Source organism: Tistrella mobilis (assembly GCF_039634785.1).
Lineage (GTDB): Bacteria > Pseudomonadota > Alphaproteobacteria > Tistrellales > Tistrellaceae > Tistrella > Tistrella mobilis.
The window spans coordinates 594,197-609,159 of record NZ_JBBIAB010000001.1 but is presented as its reverse complement, the minus strand read 5'-3'; the positions used below and the strand labels follow the sequence as shown (position 1 = coordinate 609,159).

14 protein-coding genes are annotated in these 14,963 nt (G+C 67.2%); 9 read left to right on the top strand and 5 right to left on the bottom strand.

Translation table 11 applies throughout. The annotated features are described in order from the left end of the window. The first annotated feature begins 49 nt into the window (after positions 1–49). From WI697_RS02895 to WI697_RS02860, 8 genes are all read left to right on the top strand, one after another. A complete protein-coding gene (locus WI697_RS02895; protein ID WP_014743691.1) occupies positions 50–457 on the top strand; it encodes a PTS sugar transporter subunit IIA in 408 nt (135 codons plus the stop codon). A gap of 20 nt (positions 458–477) precedes the next feature. Next, entirely contained in the window at positions 478–777 is a 300-nt protein-coding gene (locus tag WI697_RS02890; protein ID WP_345957280.1) for an HPr family phosphocarrier protein, read from the top strand. 201 nt (positions 778–978) lie between these two features. Further along, positions 979–2,274: an adenosylhomocysteinase gene (ahcY, locus tag WI697_RS02885; protein ID WP_014743689.1), complete on the top strand. Its 1,296-nt coding sequence runs from the start codon at positions 979–981 to the stop codon at positions 2,272–2,274. A 139-nt stretch (positions 2,275–2,413) separates the two neighbouring features. Next, positions 2,414–4,492, top strand: a complete 2,079-nt coding sequence (locus tag WI697_RS02880) for a sensor histidine kinase (protein ID WP_345957279.1) — start codon at positions 2,414–2,416, stop codon at positions 4,490–4,492. A gap of 77 nt (positions 4,493–4,569) precedes the next feature. Beyond that, a complete protein-coding gene (gene dapF / locus WI697_RS02875; protein WP_345957278.1) occupies positions 4,570–5,442 on the top strand; it encodes a diaminopimelate epimerase in 873 nt (290 codons plus the stop codon). Between the two features lie 31 nt (positions 5,443–5,473). Beyond that, complete coding sequence (mtaB, locus tag WI697_RS02870; protein WP_345957277.1) at positions 5,474–6,892, top strand: tRNA (N(6)-L-threonylcarbamoyladenosine(37)-C(2))-methylthiotransferase MtaB; 1,419 nt, start codon at positions 5,474–5,476, stop codon at positions 6,890–6,892. Further along, positions 6,889–7,833, top strand: a complete 945-nt coding sequence (gene ftsY / locus WI697_RS02865) for a signal recognition particle-docking protein FtsY (RefSeq protein WP_062761774.1) — start codon at positions 6,889–6,891, stop codon at positions 7,831–7,833. The genes mtaB and ftsY overlap by 4 nt, the downstream gene beginning before the upstream one ends. 4 nt (positions 7,834–7,837) lie before the next feature. Further along, positions 7,838–8,464, top strand: a complete 627-nt coding sequence (locus WI697_RS02860; protein WP_345957276.1) for a septation protein A — start codon at positions 7,838–7,840, stop codon at positions 8,462–8,464. A 12-nt stretch (positions 8,465–8,476) separates the two neighbouring features. Here WI697_RS02860 and WI697_RS02855 read toward each other — a convergent pair whose 3' ends face one another. Continuing rightward, positions 8,477–10,153 carry a Vgb family protein gene (locus WI697_RS02855; protein ID WP_345957275.1) on the bottom strand — a complete coding sequence of 559 codons (1,677 nt, stop codon included), beginning with the start codon at positions 10,151–10,153 and terminating at the stop codon, positions 8,477–8,479. Between the two features lie 238 nt (positions 10,154–10,391). On the opposite strand from WI697_RS02855, the gene WI697_RS02850 reads away from it, so the two are divergent. Continuing rightward, positions 10,392–11,009 (top strand): type VI secretion system-associated protein TagO, encoded by a 618-nt coding sequence (locus WI697_RS02850; protein WP_345957274.1) that lies wholly within the window; start codon positions 10,392–10,394, stop codon positions 11,007–11,009. A gap of 1 nt (position 11,010) precedes the next feature. Here the strand turns inward: WI697_RS02850 and WI697_RS02845 are convergent, their stop codons facing one another. The 4 genes from WI697_RS02845 to WI697_RS02830 all read right to left on the bottom strand — a co-directional run bounded on the left by WI697_RS02845 (position 11,011) and on the right by WI697_RS02830 (position 14,806). After that, complete coding sequence (locus WI697_RS02845; RefSeq protein ID WP_062770244.1) at positions 11,011–11,604, bottom strand: NUDIX hydrolase; 594 nt, start codon at positions 11,602–11,604, stop codon at positions 11,011–11,013. A 102-nt stretch (positions 11,605–11,706) separates the two neighbouring features. Beyond that, on the bottom strand, positions 11,707–12,501 hold the full coding sequence (locus tag WI697_RS02840) for an ABC transporter ATP-binding protein (protein WP_062770242.1): 795 nt from the start codon (positions 12,499–12,501) through the stop codon (positions 11,707–11,709). Positions 12,502–12,519: 18 nt separating this feature from the next. Beyond that, complete coding sequence (locus tag WI697_RS02835; protein ID WP_345957273.1) at positions 12,520–13,407, bottom strand: ABC transporter permease; 888 nt, start codon at positions 13,405–13,407, stop codon at positions 12,520–12,522. 409 nt (positions 13,408–13,816) lie between these two features. Then, complete coding sequence (locus WI697_RS02830; protein WP_014743679.1) at positions 13,817–14,806, bottom strand: ABC transporter substrate-binding protein; 990 nt, start codon at positions 14,804–14,806, stop codon at positions 13,817–13,819. Positions 14,807–14,963 lie beyond the last annotated feature (157 nt).

The window sequence follows — 14,963 nt, the reverse complement described above, 5'->3', positions numbered from 1 at the left end:
CGATGGCGGGCGGTGCCGGAGCCTCCACAACAAGGTGACGACGGAACCGATGATCGGTCTGGTACTGGTGACGCACGGCCGGCTCGCCGACGAATTCGTGGCAGCAACCGAACATGTCGTCGGCCCTCAGAAGGCCATGAAGGCGATCTGCATCGGCCCCGACGACGACATGGAAAAGCGCCGCCAGGACATCATCGACGCGGTGGCCGCCGTCGACGGCGGCGATGGCGTGATCGTCCTGACCGACATGTTCGGTGGCACCCCCTCCAACCTCGCGATCTCGATCCTGGATCGGGCCCATGTCGAGGTGATCGCCGGCGTGAACCTGCCGATGCTGATCAAGCTCGCCAGCGTGCGCGAGACCGAGCCGCTCGCCAAGGCCGTGGCCAGCGCCCAGGACGCCGGGCGCAAATACATCAACGTCGCGAGCACCCTGCTCGCCGGCGACGGCCGCTGACCCGAGGGAGCCCCCGCCCGATGAGCCAGTCCGCCGCCCCCTCGGGCGATCGCCTGAAGCGCACCGTCGAGATCATCAACCGCCGCGGCCTGCATGCACGCGCGGCTGCGAAATTCGTCAAGACGGCCGACAGTTTCTCGGCCGAAATCGAGGTCACCCGCTGCGGCCAGACCGTGTCGGGCCGGTCGATCATGGGGCTGATGATGCTGGCCGCAAGCCCGGGCTGCACCATCGATATCGAAGCCGCCGGTGCGGACGCCCCCCAGGCCATGGATGCCCTGGTCATGCTGATCGGCAACCGCTTCGACGAGGATGAATAGGCGGTCTTCCGCGCATCCGGCCCTGCCGACCCGCCGTTCCGGCGGGTTTTTTCATGGCCCGGCCCGCATGCGGCGGCATATTACCATATAAAGATAGCTTTATATTCCCTTGCCCGATCAGGCCGGCCAGGGCTATAACCAGTGGGAGAGACGTCTGCCGGTTTCCCGGCAAAGCCGCTATGCCCATCAGGAGCGCCCTCGATGACCACGTTCACGGACTACAAGGTCAAGGACATCGCCCTCGCCGAGTGGGGCCGCAAGGAGATCTCGCTGGCCGAGACCGAAATGCCGGGGCTGATGGCGCTGCGCGATGAATATGGCGCGTCGAAGCCGCTGGCGGGTGCGCGGATCGCCGGCTGCCTGCACATGACCATTCAGACCGCCGTGCTGATCGAGACCCTGATCGCGCTGGGCGCCGAGGTCCGCTGGTCGTCGTGCAACATCTTCTCGACCCAGGATCAGGCAGCGGCCGGCATCGCCGCCGCCGGCATCCCGGTCTTCGCCTGGAAGGGTGAGACCGAAGAGGAATACGAGTGGTGCGTCGAGCAGACCATCAAGGGGCCCGATGGCTGGACCCCGAACATGATCCTGGACGACGGCGGCGACCTGACCCTCATCATGCACCAGAAGTATCCGGAGCTGATGAACGAGGTCCGCGGCATCTCGGAAGAGACCACGACCGGCGTGCTGCGCCTCTACGAGATGGCCAAGACCGGCAAGCTGGCCTGCCCGGCGATCAATGTGAACGACAGCGTCACCAAGTCGAAGTTCGACAACCTCTATGGCTGCCGCGAAAGCCTGATCGACGGCATCAAGCGCGCGACCGACGTGATGCTGGCCGGCAAGGTGGCCGTGGTTGCGGGCTATGGCGATGTCGGCAAGGGCTCGGCCGAGGCGCTGCGCGGCCAGGGCGCCCGGGTGCTGGTCACCGAGATCGACCCGATCTGCGCCCTGCAGGCCGCCATGGACGGCTATCAGGTCACGACCATGGACGAGGCGGCGCCGCAGGGCGACATCTTCGTCACCGCCACCGGCAATGTCGACATCATCACGCTCGACCATATGCGTGAGATGAAGGACCGGGCGATCGTCTGCAATATCGGCCACTTCGACAGCGAGATTCAGGTCTCGGCCCTGCACAATTACGAGTGGAACGAGATCAAGCCGCAGGTCGATGAGATCACGCTGCCCGGTGGCAAGCGCCTGATCCTGCTCGCCAAGGGTCGTCTGGTGAACCTGGGCTGCGCCACGGGCCATCCGAGCTTCGTGATGAGCGCGTCGTTCACCAATCAGGTCCTGGCGCAGATCGAGCTCTGGAACAACGCCCAGGCCTATGAGCGCAAGGTCTACACCCTGCCCAAGCATCTGGACGAGAAGGTGGCGGCGCTGCATCTCGACAAGCTGGGCGTGAAGCTGACCAGGCTCAGCGACAAGCAGGCGCAGTATATCGGCGTGCCGGCGGAAGGCCCGTTCAAGCCGGAATACTACCGCTACTGAGCGACGCCCGCCTCGCGGGATCGCATCACCCTTGCGCCGCCGCCGGGTCCGCCCGGCGGCGGCGTCGCGTTCAGGGCCAATGGCACGATCCGTGCGGTGTCGTGATTGCGGCCCCGGCCATGACTGCTAAACTCGGGCCATGGATCCGATCGTCGTCGCCGCAGTCATGACGGCCCTTTCGGCCGGCCTTGCCGTGTACGCAATCAGGCTGCGTGCGCGTGGGCGAGCCATTGCCGAACGCCTGCAATCGATCGAGCGTGAGCTCGCCGCCGAACGCCGCGCCCATGAAGCGGCTGCCGTCGCCGCCGAGACCGCCTCGGCGCGGGCAGATGCCGCCACGGCCCTGCTCGATGCCCTGCCTTTGCCGGTCTGGTGGCGCGACATCAGCGGCGCGATCGATGGCCACAACGCCGCCTTCGATGCTTTTCAGCTGGGCGATGACGGGCATGAACGGCCGGAATTCGCCAACCGCGCCCTGATCGCCCAGGCCCGGGCTCTTGCCCGCACCGCCCGCGATCGCGGCCTGCCGATGCGCGAACGCCGCGCCGTGGTGACCGACGGCGTGCGCCGGGTATACGAGATCCTGGAGATTCCGCCCGGAACCGACCGACCTGCCGTGGGCCTCGCTCTCGACGCCACGGCGCTCGCCGAAGCGGAAGCGGCGATGGAGCGGGTGGAAGCCGGCTATATCGAAGCCTTCGAAAGCGTCACCAGCGGCATTGCGGTCTTCGGCGCCGATATGCGCCTGACCTTCTGGAACGGGGCCTTCGCCCGGCTGTGGCATCTGGATGCCGCCTTTCTGGACCAGCGCCCGCGGGAAGGCGAGCTGCTTGAACGCCTGCGCGAAAGCCGGCGCCTGCCCGAGGTGGTGAACTTCCCGGCCTGGAAGCGCGACCGGCTGGCGCTCTATACCAGCCTGTTCGCGCCGATGGAGGAACTGGTCCATCTGCCCGACGGCCGCACGCTCCACGTCATCATCGCTCCCCACCGCCAGGGCGGGCTGGTCCACATCTACGAGGATGTCAGCGACCGGCTGGCGCTGGAGCGGTCCTACAACACCCTGATCGCCGTGCAGCGCGCGACCATCGATGCCCTGGCAGAGGGACTGGCGGTGTTCCGCTCCGATGGTCGGCTCGGCCTCGCCAATCAGACCTTCGCCCGATTGCTGGAGGCCCGGCCCGATCAGGTCTCGATCGAAACACCGCTCGGCCAGCTGCTGGATGCCGCCCGACCGCTCGCCACCCGCGCCGACGATCTGGAGCTGGTCCGGCAGGTGGTGGACGAGGCCCTGGTCGAACGCCGCCGGGGCGAGATGACGCTTGAACTCGCCGGCGACCGCTTCTTCTCCATCGCCGCCACCCCGCTTCCGGACGGCGCCGCCCTGGTGTCGCTCGCCGATGTCACCGATACCATCCGGGTGGAACGTGCCCTGCGCGACAAGGCCGCGGCCCTTGCCGAAGCCGATCGCCTCAAATCCGAATTTGTGGCCCATGTCTCCTACGAGTTGCGCACCCCGCTGAATTCGGTGATCGGCTTCGCCCAGCTTCTGGCCAGCGAAATGGCCGGGCCGCTGAACCTGCGCCAGCGCGGCTATGCCGAAGATATCGTGCATGCCTCGGAACATCTGCTGGTGCTGATCAACGACATGATCGACCTTGCCTCCATCGATGCGGGTGACGTCACCCTCAACCGTCGCCCGGTGGATGTCTGCCAGCTTTTGCGGTCGGTGGCGGATCTCGCCCGCCAGCGCGCCAAGGCCGCCTCGGTGTCGATCGATCTGGACTGTCCGCCAGAATGCGGCACGATCGATGCCGACGGCCTGCGCCTGCGTCAGGCCCTCTACAACCTGCTCGGCAATGCGCTGCGCTTCACCCCTGTCGACACCCGCGTCCTCATGGCAGCCGAGGCGCGGCCCGCAGATCCGGCAGCAGGTCTTCCGTCTGTGGTGGCGATCACCATCTCGGACCAGGGCCCCGGCATCCCCGAGGACGAGCGCGAACAGGTCTTCGAGCGCTTCTGGCGCCGGCGCCGCGGCGAACGCAAGGCCGGGGTGGGCCTCGGCCTGCCGCTTGCCCGCAGCCTGATCGAACTGCATGGCGGCCGGATCCGGATCGACGATGCCCCGGGCGGCGGCGCGCGGATCACCTGCTTTCTGCCGGTGCAGGCACCGCCGGCGGCCCTGCCTTCGACCGGTCAACAGACTGAAATTCCGGCATGATCGCCGTCTGCAACCCTGCCCTGACGGCCGCGAATTGATTGGACGGCGGCCGGGCCGAAGCCTATAAGATCGGAGCTATGATCAGAATCCCGTTCCTCAAGATGCACGGGCTCGGCAACGACTTCGTCGTCATCGACCGACGGAGCGGCCCGGCCCGGGGCCTCGTCCTCGACGACGCAACCATCCGCCGGATCTCGGACCGGCGGCACGGCGTCGGCTGTGACCAGTTCATTCTGATCGATCCGACCGATGACGACCCGATCGCCGCCGGCGGTGCCGATGCGGTGATGCGCATCCACAATGCCGATGGTGGCGAGGTCGGCGCCTGCGGCAACGCCACCCGCTGTGTCGGCGCCCTGCTGATGGACGAAAGCGGGCTCGGCCGCGCGACCATCGCCACGATCTCGGGCCTGCTCCGGGCAAGCCGCGATGCAGAGCAGCACGAAGCCGGCACGGTCACCGTCGACATGGGCCCCGCCCGGCTCGACTGGCGGCAGATTCCGCTGGCCGCCCCCGCCGACACGCTGGCTGTGGAGGCTGTGGAAGTCGGGCCGCTGAAGCTGCCGGTGGCGGTCAATGTCGGCAACCCGCATGCGGTCTTCTTCGTCGACAATGCCGAGGCGATCGATCTCACCCGCTGGGGCCCGATGATCGAGCGTCACCCCGCCTTCCCTGAGCGCACCAATGTCGAAGTCGCCCATCTTCTGGGCCCCGACAGGCTGCGCATGCGGGTCTGGGAACGCGGTGCGGGCATCACCGCCGCCTGCGGCACCGGCGCCTGCGCCACGGCCGTTGCGGCCATCCGCCGCGGCCTCACGGGCCGTACGGTCGAGATCGTGCTCGACGGCGGCCCGCTGGTCATCACCTGGACCGAAGACGATCGCGTCTTGATGTCGGGCCCGGTCGCGACCAGTTTCGAGGGGACGCTCCACCCGTCCCTGCTCGCCTGACCTTCGCTTCCTCATCCGGTTTTCCGCCCTCATGTCCGACCAGACTGACGATCCCCTGCGGATCATCACCTTCGGCTGTCGCCTCAATGCCTATGAGAGCGAGGTGATGCGCGGCCATGCCCGTGACGGGGCGTCGGACGGGCGGACGATCGTGTTCAACACCTGCGCGGTCACGGCAGAGGCGGAGCGTCAGGCCCGCCAGGCGATCCGCCGGGCCCGGCGCGAGGATCCCGAGGCCCGCATCGTCGTCACCGGCTGCGCGGCCCAGATCCGGCCCGAAGCCTGGGCGGATATGCCGGAAGTCGACGCCGTCCTCGGCAACGAGGACAAGCTGAAGGCCGACCGCTTCGCCGCCGCCCTCGCCACGACGCCCAATCGCCTCGCCCCGTCGGCTCCGGCCGCGGCGGCGGGTCCGGATTTCGTGGGCGCGACCGAACCCGCCCGGATCTTCGTCGACGACATCATGGCGGTGCGTGAAACCGCCGGCCATCTGGTCGAGGGGCTGGACGGCCGTGCGCGGGCCTTCGTGCAGGTCCAGAACGGCTGCGACCACCGCTGCACCTTCTGCATCATCCCCTATGGCCGCGGCAACAGCCGCTCGGTGCCCCTGGGCGAGGTGGTGGCCCAGGTGCGCGAACTGGCGGCCCGCGGCTATGCCGAGGTCGTCCTGACCGGGGTGGACATCACCTCTTACGGCGCCGATCTGCCCGGCCGCCCAAGCCTGGGCAATCTGGTGCGCCGGGTACTGAGGCTGGTGCCCGATCTGCCCCGGCTCCGCCTGTCCTCGATCGATTCGGCCGAGATCGACCCCGATCTGATGCAGGCGCTGGCGGAAGAGCCACGGCTGATGCCGCATCTGCATCTCTCGCTCCAGGCCGGCGACGACATGGTGCTGAAGCGGATGAAGCGCCGGCACAATCGGGCCCAGGCGGTCGCCTTCGCCGAGGCCGTGCGTCGCATCCGTCCCGATGTCGTCTTCGGCGCCGACCTGATCGCCGGCTTCCCGACCGAAACCGACGAGATGTTCGCCAACAGCCTGAAGCTGGTGGAGGAGATGGGGCTGGTGCATCTGCACGTCTTCCCCTATTCCGCCCGCACCGGCACCCCGGCCGCGCGCATGCCCCAGGTGCCGGTGGCCGTGCGGCGCGAACGGGCGCGCGCCCTGCGTGAGGCCGGCGCGGCCGGGCTTCGCGGCTGGCTCAAGACCCAGATCGGTACCGAGCTGCCGGTCCTGCTCGAGACCGCGGATACCGGCCGCAGCGAAGGTTTCGCCCTCGTGCGTCTGGCGACACCGGTCGATCCGGCGCTGGTCGGCGGGATCGTGACCGCCCGGATCACCGGAGCCGACGACGAAACCCTGGCGGGCGTGATCCTGCCGCATCATGCGGCCGACCACACCCGCCCCCATGACCACACCCATTTCGACGCCGCAGGGAGGGCGACCGCTTGAGCGAGGAGCAGACGAGCAAAGGCGGCTGGCTGTCCCGTCTTCGGGCCGGGCTGAAGAAGACCAGCAGCCGCATCGGCGACGGTCTGGTCGGCATCTTCACCAAGCGCAAGCTCGACGCCGAGACGCTGGAAGAGCTGGAAGAACTGCTGATCCAGGCCGATCTGGGCCCGGCGACGGCGGCGAAGGTCACCGCCGGCCTCGCCAAGGGCCGCTATGGCCAGGATCTGGGGCTGGACGAGATCAAGGCTCTGCTGGCGGATGAGATCGCCAAGATCCTGGAGCCGGTGGCGCAGCCGCTGAACTTCGCCCCGGCCGGCTCCGGCCCGCGGGTCGTGGTCATGGTGGGTGTCAACGGCACGGGCAAGACCACCACGCTCGGCAAGCTCTCGTCCGCCGCCGTCGCCCAGCGCCGCAGGGTGCTGCTTGCCGCCGGCGACACCTTCCGTGCGGCTGCCGTGGAACAGCTGGAAGTCTGGGGTCAGCGCGCCGGTGTGCCGGTGCTGAAGCGCGAAACCGGTGCAGATGCGGCGGGCCTCGCCTTCGACGCGGTGGAGCGCGGCCGCCGCGACGGCATGGATCTGGTATTCATCGACACCGCCGGCCGGCTGCACAACAAGGCCGGGCTGATGGCCGAGCTGCAGAAGATCGTCCGCGTGATCGGCAAGGTCGACCCCGAGGCACCGCACGAGATCGTGCTGGCGCTGGATGCGACCACCGGCCAGAACGCGATCAATCAGGTGGAAACCTTCAAGTCGATGGTGCCCCTGACCGGCCTGGTGCTGACCAAGCTGGACGGAACCGCCAAGGGTGGCGTGCTGGTGGCGCTGGCCGACCGCTTCGGCCTGCCGGTCCATGCGGTGGGCGTCGGCGAAGGCATCGACGACCTGAAGCCCTTCGAGGCCCGGGCCTTCGCCCGCGCCCTGGTCGGGCTGGAGAGCTGATCCGATGACCGACAAGCCGAACGACGGTGTCGAAGCCCGCCCCACCGAGCAACGCCCGGCCGATGCCGGCACCGGCTTGATGCGTCTGGCGCTTGAGGCCGGGCCGCTGGTGGTGTTCTTCGTGCTGAACGCGAAATTCGGCCTGATGACCGGCACCGCCGGCTGGATGGCCGCCACCGCCATCGCGCTCACCATATCGTGGGTGCGCGAGCGCCGGGTGCCGATCCTGCCGCTGGTCTCGGGCGTGTTCGTGCTGGGCTTCGGCGGGCTGGCGCTGATCTTCGACGACGAGCTGTTCATCAAGATCAAGCCGACCGTGGTCAACACGCTGTTCGGCGTCATCCTGCTGGGCGGGCTGGCCCTGGGGCGGCCGCTGCTCAAGCCGCTGGTCGGCTGGGCCTTCCTTCTGGACCATCAGGGCTGGCTGAAGATCACCCGCAACTGGGGCCTGTTCTTCCTGCTGCTGGCGGTGATCAACGAGGTGGTCTGGCGGAATTTCTCCACCGATTTCTGGGTCGGCTTCAAGCTGTTCGGCATCATGCCCCTGACGCTGCTGTTCAGCATCTCGCAGGTGCCGCTGATCCAGCGTCACACCCTGGCCACCGGTGGCGACACCGGCGACCAGGGGTGAGTTTCATGCCGTTCAACGCGGGCTGAGGCGCACCAGGCTGCCGTCGCGGTCGCCCGCCACCCAGATGCGGCCGGCATCATCCACCGCGATCCCGGTCGGGATATAGGCCGGCGGCATGCCGGCGGTCCCTTCCAGCCCGACCCGGCCCTTGAGGCCGGTCGAGATCAGTTCGCCCTTCGCCGTTTCGGGATCGAAGGCCAGCACCTGCCCCGTGCCGGTTTCCACCGTCACCAGCCGGCCATCGGGCAGGCGGGCAAGGCCCTCGGGGGCCTTCAGATCGCCCACGACGACCCGAAGCGCCTGACCGTCGACCGGGACTTCGACGATCCGGCCGGCGCCGGTTTCCGTCACATAGACCGATCTGTGATCGGGGCCCGACCAGATCATCCGGGTCGGCATGACCAGATGCTCCACCACCGGCTTCTGATCGGCCGGCGCCGCACTGCCGTCCAGGGCTGCCTTGTGGATGGTGCCGCCGGCGGTCAGGACCAGCAGATGGCCGTCATCCGCCATCAGCGCATCCATGGGCGCGGCCAGCTTGTTGACATGGCCAAGCTCGGTACCGGTCGCGGGATCGAACATCTGCACCCCGCCCGCGAACCAGCTGGTCAGCAGGATCCGGCCGCCGTCGTAATTGGCGTTCATCGGATTTTCGAGATTGCTCGCATAGGCCCGCGCGACGTCGGTCACCTTGCCCGTCGCCCCGTCGATGGTGCGATAGGCGAAGAGATCGGCCAGGTGCAGTGTCGAGCCGCCGCCGGCCTTGGGAACGGCCACCAGGCCGCCCGGCACCGCCAGATCGCCCTTGATGATGGTATGCGTCCCGCCGGTCTTGGGGTCGACCTGGAAAATCGCCCCCTCCGCCATGTTCGAGACATAGATCGTGCCGTCCTCGCCGATGGCGAGGTTGTCGAGCGCCGGATTGAGCTTCGTGATCACGGTGGCTGCGCCGGTCGCCGGGTCGACGCGCTTCACCTCGCCCGTGACGGTATCGAGTGCCACCACCTTGCCGTCGGCTTCCAGATTGGCCGCAGCCGGTACCTTGAAGCCTTCGGCAAAGGCCTCGACCTTCGGATCGTCCAGGTTCACCCGGGCAAGCTTGCCCTTGAACCAGAGCGGGCCGGTGAGGGTGCGACCGCGGATCTCGAAGCCGTTGAGCCCGCCCATGCCTTCCAGAAGCTGCTTCGCCGGCGTCGCCCCGGTCGGGTCGATCTCGTAAAGCGCATCGCCCAGGAAAACCCGGGTCGCATAGAGCCGGCCGCCGTCATCGAAATCGAGTGAGTTGATGCCGGGAAGGCCCGTCGCCAGCACCTGCACCGGTGCCGCCTTGCCCTGAAGCGCATCGCCCGAGATGGCCCGGACCTCGCCGGACAGGAAAGCCGTCCAGACGATGCGGCCATCGGGCGCGATCACCAGATCGTCGGCCTGGCCGGCAGGCCGGTCGACGATCACCCGGGCCTTGCCGCTGACCGGGTCGACGCCGATGATCTGCTGGCCGACCACGCTGCCGCCAAGCACTTCGCCGTCGGGGGCGACCGCCAGACCGTGGACGCCGCGGAACGGCGAGGGCTGAATGATGGTGTCGAGCTGCCATTCGGCGACCGGCGCGCTCTGCGCTGCCGCCAGGCCCGGCACCAGCGCGGCCGCGGCCACCCCGGCGGCGAGCCACCGCTTGAAGCTGAGAGACATTGGGACGTTTCCTCTGCGGATGATCCGGGGCATCCGGTCTTGGCCGGATGCTTCTCCGATATGGATCATGCGCGGGATTTGTCTCACCTGCCAGAGCCGAGGGCGTATCGCCCCCCGATTTGATATGACGTTCGCTTCAGAAGACGTTTGAATCTCTCTGAAGAATTGACGCTGAACGCGAGCCCGCATGATAATGCCGTGAATATGTATCTATATGTGGTGAGGGACGATGAGGTTAATGACCGCCGCTTCCACGCTTCTCGGTGCTACCCTTGCCGTGATTTCGGTCACTCAAGCAGCTAATATCTCTGACTGTACTAATATTTCCAGTAATTCTGAACGCCTTGCCTGTTACGACCTTGCATCCGGTCGAACTGCGACGTCTGCAACGCATGGCCCTGGAAACTGGGATCTCCGTTCTTCAATTAATCCTCTCGACGACTCTACAACCACAATAGCGCTTCTATTTGAAAATGCTGAGCGAAAAGGCTTTGGTGAAAAACGCGGTAGCCTGATCATCCGCTGCCGATCGAATGAAACTGATGTTTATATTTCGTGGGGCAAGTATCTTGGAAACGACTCCGGCAGCATATATGAAGAAACTAAGAATATTACACTACGCCTCGACAATCAAAAAGCCACGACGACGTCATGGGACGTGTCTACTGACAATGAAGCAACCTTTGCACCAAAAGCGATCCCCCTCGCACGGGAGATCGCTACTGCGTCCCGAATGGTCGCTCAGACTATCCCCTTCGGAGAAAGCCCTCGAACGCTGGAGTTCGATCTAACGGGTGCCGCAGACGCTGTAAAAGGTGTTGCGGAGACCTGCAACTGGAAGCTCGAGACCAAATAGTTCAAGCCTGCGCCGGTGGCGACTCCGTCTCGGGCACAAGCTCGGGTTTCCGCTCGGGTTCCGGCGGTCTGGGACGCCAGAAATCCCGGCGGGAAACGGCATCGCCCTGATGCAGGCGTTGCCAGTCCTTCAGGATCGCCTTGACCGTGGGGAAGGCGAGCTCGCCCCAGGGGATCTCGTCCCAGGTGAACAGGCCGACCTCAAGGCTTTCGATGCCGGCCGAAATTTCGGCCCGCGTCATCCGGGCCAGGTAGAAGATCTGGACCTGATGGATTTCGGGGATGTCGTAGACCGCAAGCAGACGCTCGATCTCGGCGCGGGCGCCGGCTTCCTCGAACACCTCGCGCAGTGCGCCGTCGGCCGTGCTTTCGCCGTTCTCGAGGAACCCGGCCGGGATCGTCCAGAAGCCTTCGCGGGGGGCGATCGCCCGCCGGGCGAGCAGGATGCGGTCTTCCCACACACAGACCGCCCCCACTACCATATTGGGGTTCTGGTAGTGGATCATGCCGCATTGGGTGCAGACGTGGCGCGGCCGGCTGTCGCCCTGGGGGATGCGCAGGGTGACGCGGCCGCCGCAGGACGAGCAATAGTCCAAGGCCGGGAACCTCCGGGCGGATGGCGGGTGCGATCGGGTCCGATCAGAGTGACAGCCCGGGCGGGGCCGGGCAAGCCCCGCCACCGGTCATCGCACCGCCGGTCAGCCGAGCAGCAGTGCGTCGTCGGACAGTTCCTCGCCGCGCACGCGCTTGAACATGGCCAGCAGATCTTCGACCTGAAGGCCCTTGCGCTGCTCCCCCGAGACGTCGAACACCACCCGGCCCTCATGCAGCATCACCGTGCGGGTGCCGAAATCCAGCGCCTGCTTCATGCTGTGGGTAACCATCAGCGTGGTCAGCCGGCCCTCGTCGACGATATCGCGGGTCAGCTGCAGCACGAAATCCGCCGTGCGCGGATCCAGCGCCGCGGTATGTTCGTCCAGCAGCAGGATCTTCATCGGTTGAAGCGTGGCCATCAGCAGGCTGACGGCCTGACGCTGACCGCCCGAGAGCAGCCCCATGCGATCCCCCAGCCGCTTGTCGAGGCCGAGGTCGAGCCGCTTCAACGCGGCGCGAAAGCGATCGCGGCGATCGGCGCGCACGGCGGCCCCCAGCCCGCGATTGGCCCCGCGGGAGAAGGCGAGCGCCATGTTCTCTTCGATCGACAGCTTTTCGCAGGTACCGGCCATCGGATCCTGGAACACCCGCGCCATCAGCCCGGCGCGACGCCGTGCCGGCCAGCGGGTGACGTCGGTGCCGTCGATCACGATCCGGCCCTCATCCACCCCGATTTCGCCCGACAGCGCGTTCAGGAAGGTCGACTTGCCGGCACCGTTGGAGCCGATCACACAGACGAATTCGCCCTCGCCGATGGTGAGGTCGAGCCCGCGCAGCGCCCGCGTCTCAAGCGGCGTGCCCGGATTGAAGGTGACCTGAAGGCCCTTGGCTTCGATCATCGGATCATCCCTCCCGGCTCAGACGGCCTTGCGCCGCCGCTGGGCCAGCACCCGCGGCAGCACCATGGCGGCGGCGACCAGCACGGCGGTCACCAGGTTGAGGTCCGAGGCGGTAAGGCCCAGGAAGCCGGCATTCAACGCCAGCGCCACCGCAACGCGATAGAGAATGGCGCCGACCAGGCAGGCGATGATCGCCCGGGCGATGGTGCGGGTCGACATCACCGCCTCGCCGCCGATCACCGAGGCCAGGCCCACCACGATGGTGCCGACACCCATGGTGACATCGGCACTGCCCTGGGACTGGGCGAAGAGCGCGCCGCCGATGGCGACCAGGCCGTTGGACAGGGCCATGCCGAGCAACGTCATCGCGGCGGTGTTGATGCCCTGAGCACGGGCCATGCGCGCATTGGCGCCGGTCGCCCGCATGGCGAGCCCCATCTCGCTGTTCAGGAAACGGATCAGCAGGATCATCGCCGCGATCACCACCACGGCGAAAACCAGGGGGGTGAGCAGATAGAACGGCAGACCCAGCCCCTCGAACGGGGTCAGCACGGTCCGCTCGCCCAGCAGCGCCACATTGGGCCGGCCCATGATCCGGAGATTGATCGAATAGAGCGCGATCATCATCAGGATCGAGGCGAGCAGGTTCAGGATCTTGAGCCGGACGTTCAGCCAGGCCGTGATGCTGCCCGCGACGCAGCCCGCGACGAAGGCAAGGCCCGTCGACAGGAAGGGATCCCAGCCGCCGACGATCGCAGTGGCGGCGACCGCAGCCCCCAGCGGGAAGCTGCCGTCGACGGTCAGATCCGGAAAATCCAGGATGCGGAAAGAGAGAAAGACCCCGAGCGCCACCAGGGCGTAGACGAAGCCGGTCTCGATCGCACCCATCCAGGCGATCAGGCTCATCGCGCCCCTCCCCCGAGGCGCCCGGCGCAGCCCTGCGCCGGAAGGCATGCGTGCAGCATGTCGGTTGCGTTCCCGTCTGCCGCGTCCGCCGGGCCTGTCTCCGAAGCCCGGGCCGCGTGTGATCCCCACAGGTCCGAAGGGCCCGTTGCGGCCGTGCCGCGGGCCTCTGATGCCGCCGGCCGCCGTCTCCCCCGGCGGCTCGGCAGTCGTGCCGCCAGGGTGACGGGGCAGTGGTAGCGGATCACCCCCCGTGCCGCAAGCGGATCGCAAGTCCATATCAGAAGTGTAGAACGAATGAAACTATTTCGCGAAGACCGATCCGGCAGGGACAATGCGGATGCCCCAGCAAAAATGCCGCCCGGCGGACCGGGCGGCATCCTGCAGCCTGCGACCCGAACCGGCCGTCAGATCACTTCACCACTTCCTTGGCGTCGGCGATCACCGCCTCGGGGATGGTGACGCCCATCTCCTTGGCCGAGCCGGGATTCAGATAAAGCTCGAGCTTGGAGACGGTCGAGGCCGGAATGTCGCCGGGCTTGGCGCCCGCCAGGATCTTGGCGACCATCTCGCCGGTCTGGACGCCGACGTCGTAGTAGTTGAAGCCGACCGCCGCGATCGCGCCACGGCCGACCGAGTTGGTGTCACCGGCATAGACCGGAATGTCGGCATCCTGGCCGACCTTCACCACGCTCTCGATCGCCGAGACCACGGTGTTGTCGGTCGGCACATAGATCGCGTCGACCTTGCCGACCAGCGACCGGGCGGCGGTGAGCACGTCGCTCGACTTGGGCGAGGCGGCCTTCTCGACCGTCATGCCGAACTGGCCGGCGGTCTTCTCCACCAGGTCGACCAGGGCCACCGCATTCGCCTCACCCGGATTGTAGATCACGCCCAGACGCTTCACGTTGGGGGTGATCCGGGTGATCAGCTTCAGATGCTCGTCCATCGGCGACAGGTCCGAGACGCCGGTGACGTTGCCGCCCGGCTTCTCCATGCTGCTCACCAGCTTGGCACCGACCGGATCGGTCACGGCCGAGAACACGACCGGAATGTCGCGGGTGGCCGCGGCAACGGCCTGGGCCGACGGCGTCGCGATGGCGACGATCGCATCCGGCTGCTCACCTACGAACTTGCGGGCGATCTGGGCCGCGGTGGCGACATTGCCCTGCGCGTTCTGATAGTCCCACGTCAGGTTCTTGCCGACCTCCCAGCCGGCCGCCTTCAGCGCATCCTGCACGCCCTGGCGGGTGGCATCCAGCGCCGGATGCTCGACGATCTGGGTGATCGCCACGGACTTCTCCTCGGCCGCAAGGCTGGTGCCGGCGGCGAGGCCCGCAATGGCGAGCCCGGCAAGCGATGCCGCGATCCGCGTGGTCCGGCGGCGGGTGATCATGGTCATGGAAAGACGCCCTTCCCTGGTGTCGTTGTGGCGCGGCAGCGTCCCCGCGCCGCGGTCCCTCGTCTTTTTCGCGTGCGGCCGACACGGGGACAACCGCCGTCTCCCACGGCGGCTGACCGGCCGTATGCGCGCTGGCACAAGGATGCCCATGGCCTGC

Excerpts from the sequence above, each read along its gene's own strand:
- dapF (WP_345957278.1), top strand. The coding sequence starts at position 4,570 with ATGATCAGAATCCCGTTCCTCAAGATGCACGGGCTCGGCAACGACTTC.
- ahcY (WP_014743689.1), top strand. The coding sequence starts at position 979 with ATGACCACGTTCACGGACTACAAGGTCAAGGACATCGCCCTCGCCGAG.
- WI697_RS02830 (WP_014743679.1), bottom strand. The coding sequence starts at position 14,806 with ATGACCATGATCACCCGCCGCCGGACCACGCGGATCGCGGCATCGCTT.
- WI697_RS02895 (WP_014743691.1), top strand. The coding sequence starts at position 50 with ATGATCGGTCTGGTACTGGTGACGCACGGCCGGCTCGCCGACGAATTC.
- WI697_RS02890 (WP_345957280.1), top strand. The coding sequence starts at position 478 with ATGAGCCAGTCCGCCGCCCCCTCGGGCGATCGCCTGAAGCGCACCGTC.
- WI697_RS02880 (WP_345957279.1), top strand. The coding sequence starts at position 2,414 with ATGGATCCGATCGTCGTCGCCGCAGTCATGACGGCCCTTTCGGCCGGC.
- mtaB (WP_345957277.1), top strand. The coding sequence starts at position 5,474 with ATGTCCGACCAGACTGACGATCCCCTGCGGATCATCACCTTCGGCTGT.
- WI697_RS02860 (WP_345957276.1), top strand. The coding sequence starts at position 7,838 with ATGACCGACAAGCCGAACGACGGTGTCGAAGCCCGCCCCACCGAGCAA.
- WI697_RS02835 (WP_345957273.1), bottom strand. The coding sequence starts at position 13,407 with ATGAGCCTGATCGCCTGGATGGGTGCGATCGAGACCGGCTTCGTCTAC.
- WI697_RS02855 (WP_345957275.1), bottom strand. The coding sequence starts at position 10,153 with ATGTCTCTCAGCTTCAAGCGGTGGCTCGCCGCCGGGGTGGCCGCGGCC.
- WI697_RS02840 (WP_062770242.1), bottom strand. The coding sequence starts at position 12,501 with ATGATCGAAGCCAAGGGCCTTCAGGTCACCTTCAATCCGGGCACGCCG.
- WI697_RS02850 (WP_345957274.1), top strand. The coding sequence starts at position 10,392 with ATGACCGCCGCTTCCACGCTTCTCGGTGCTACCCTTGCCGTGATTTCG.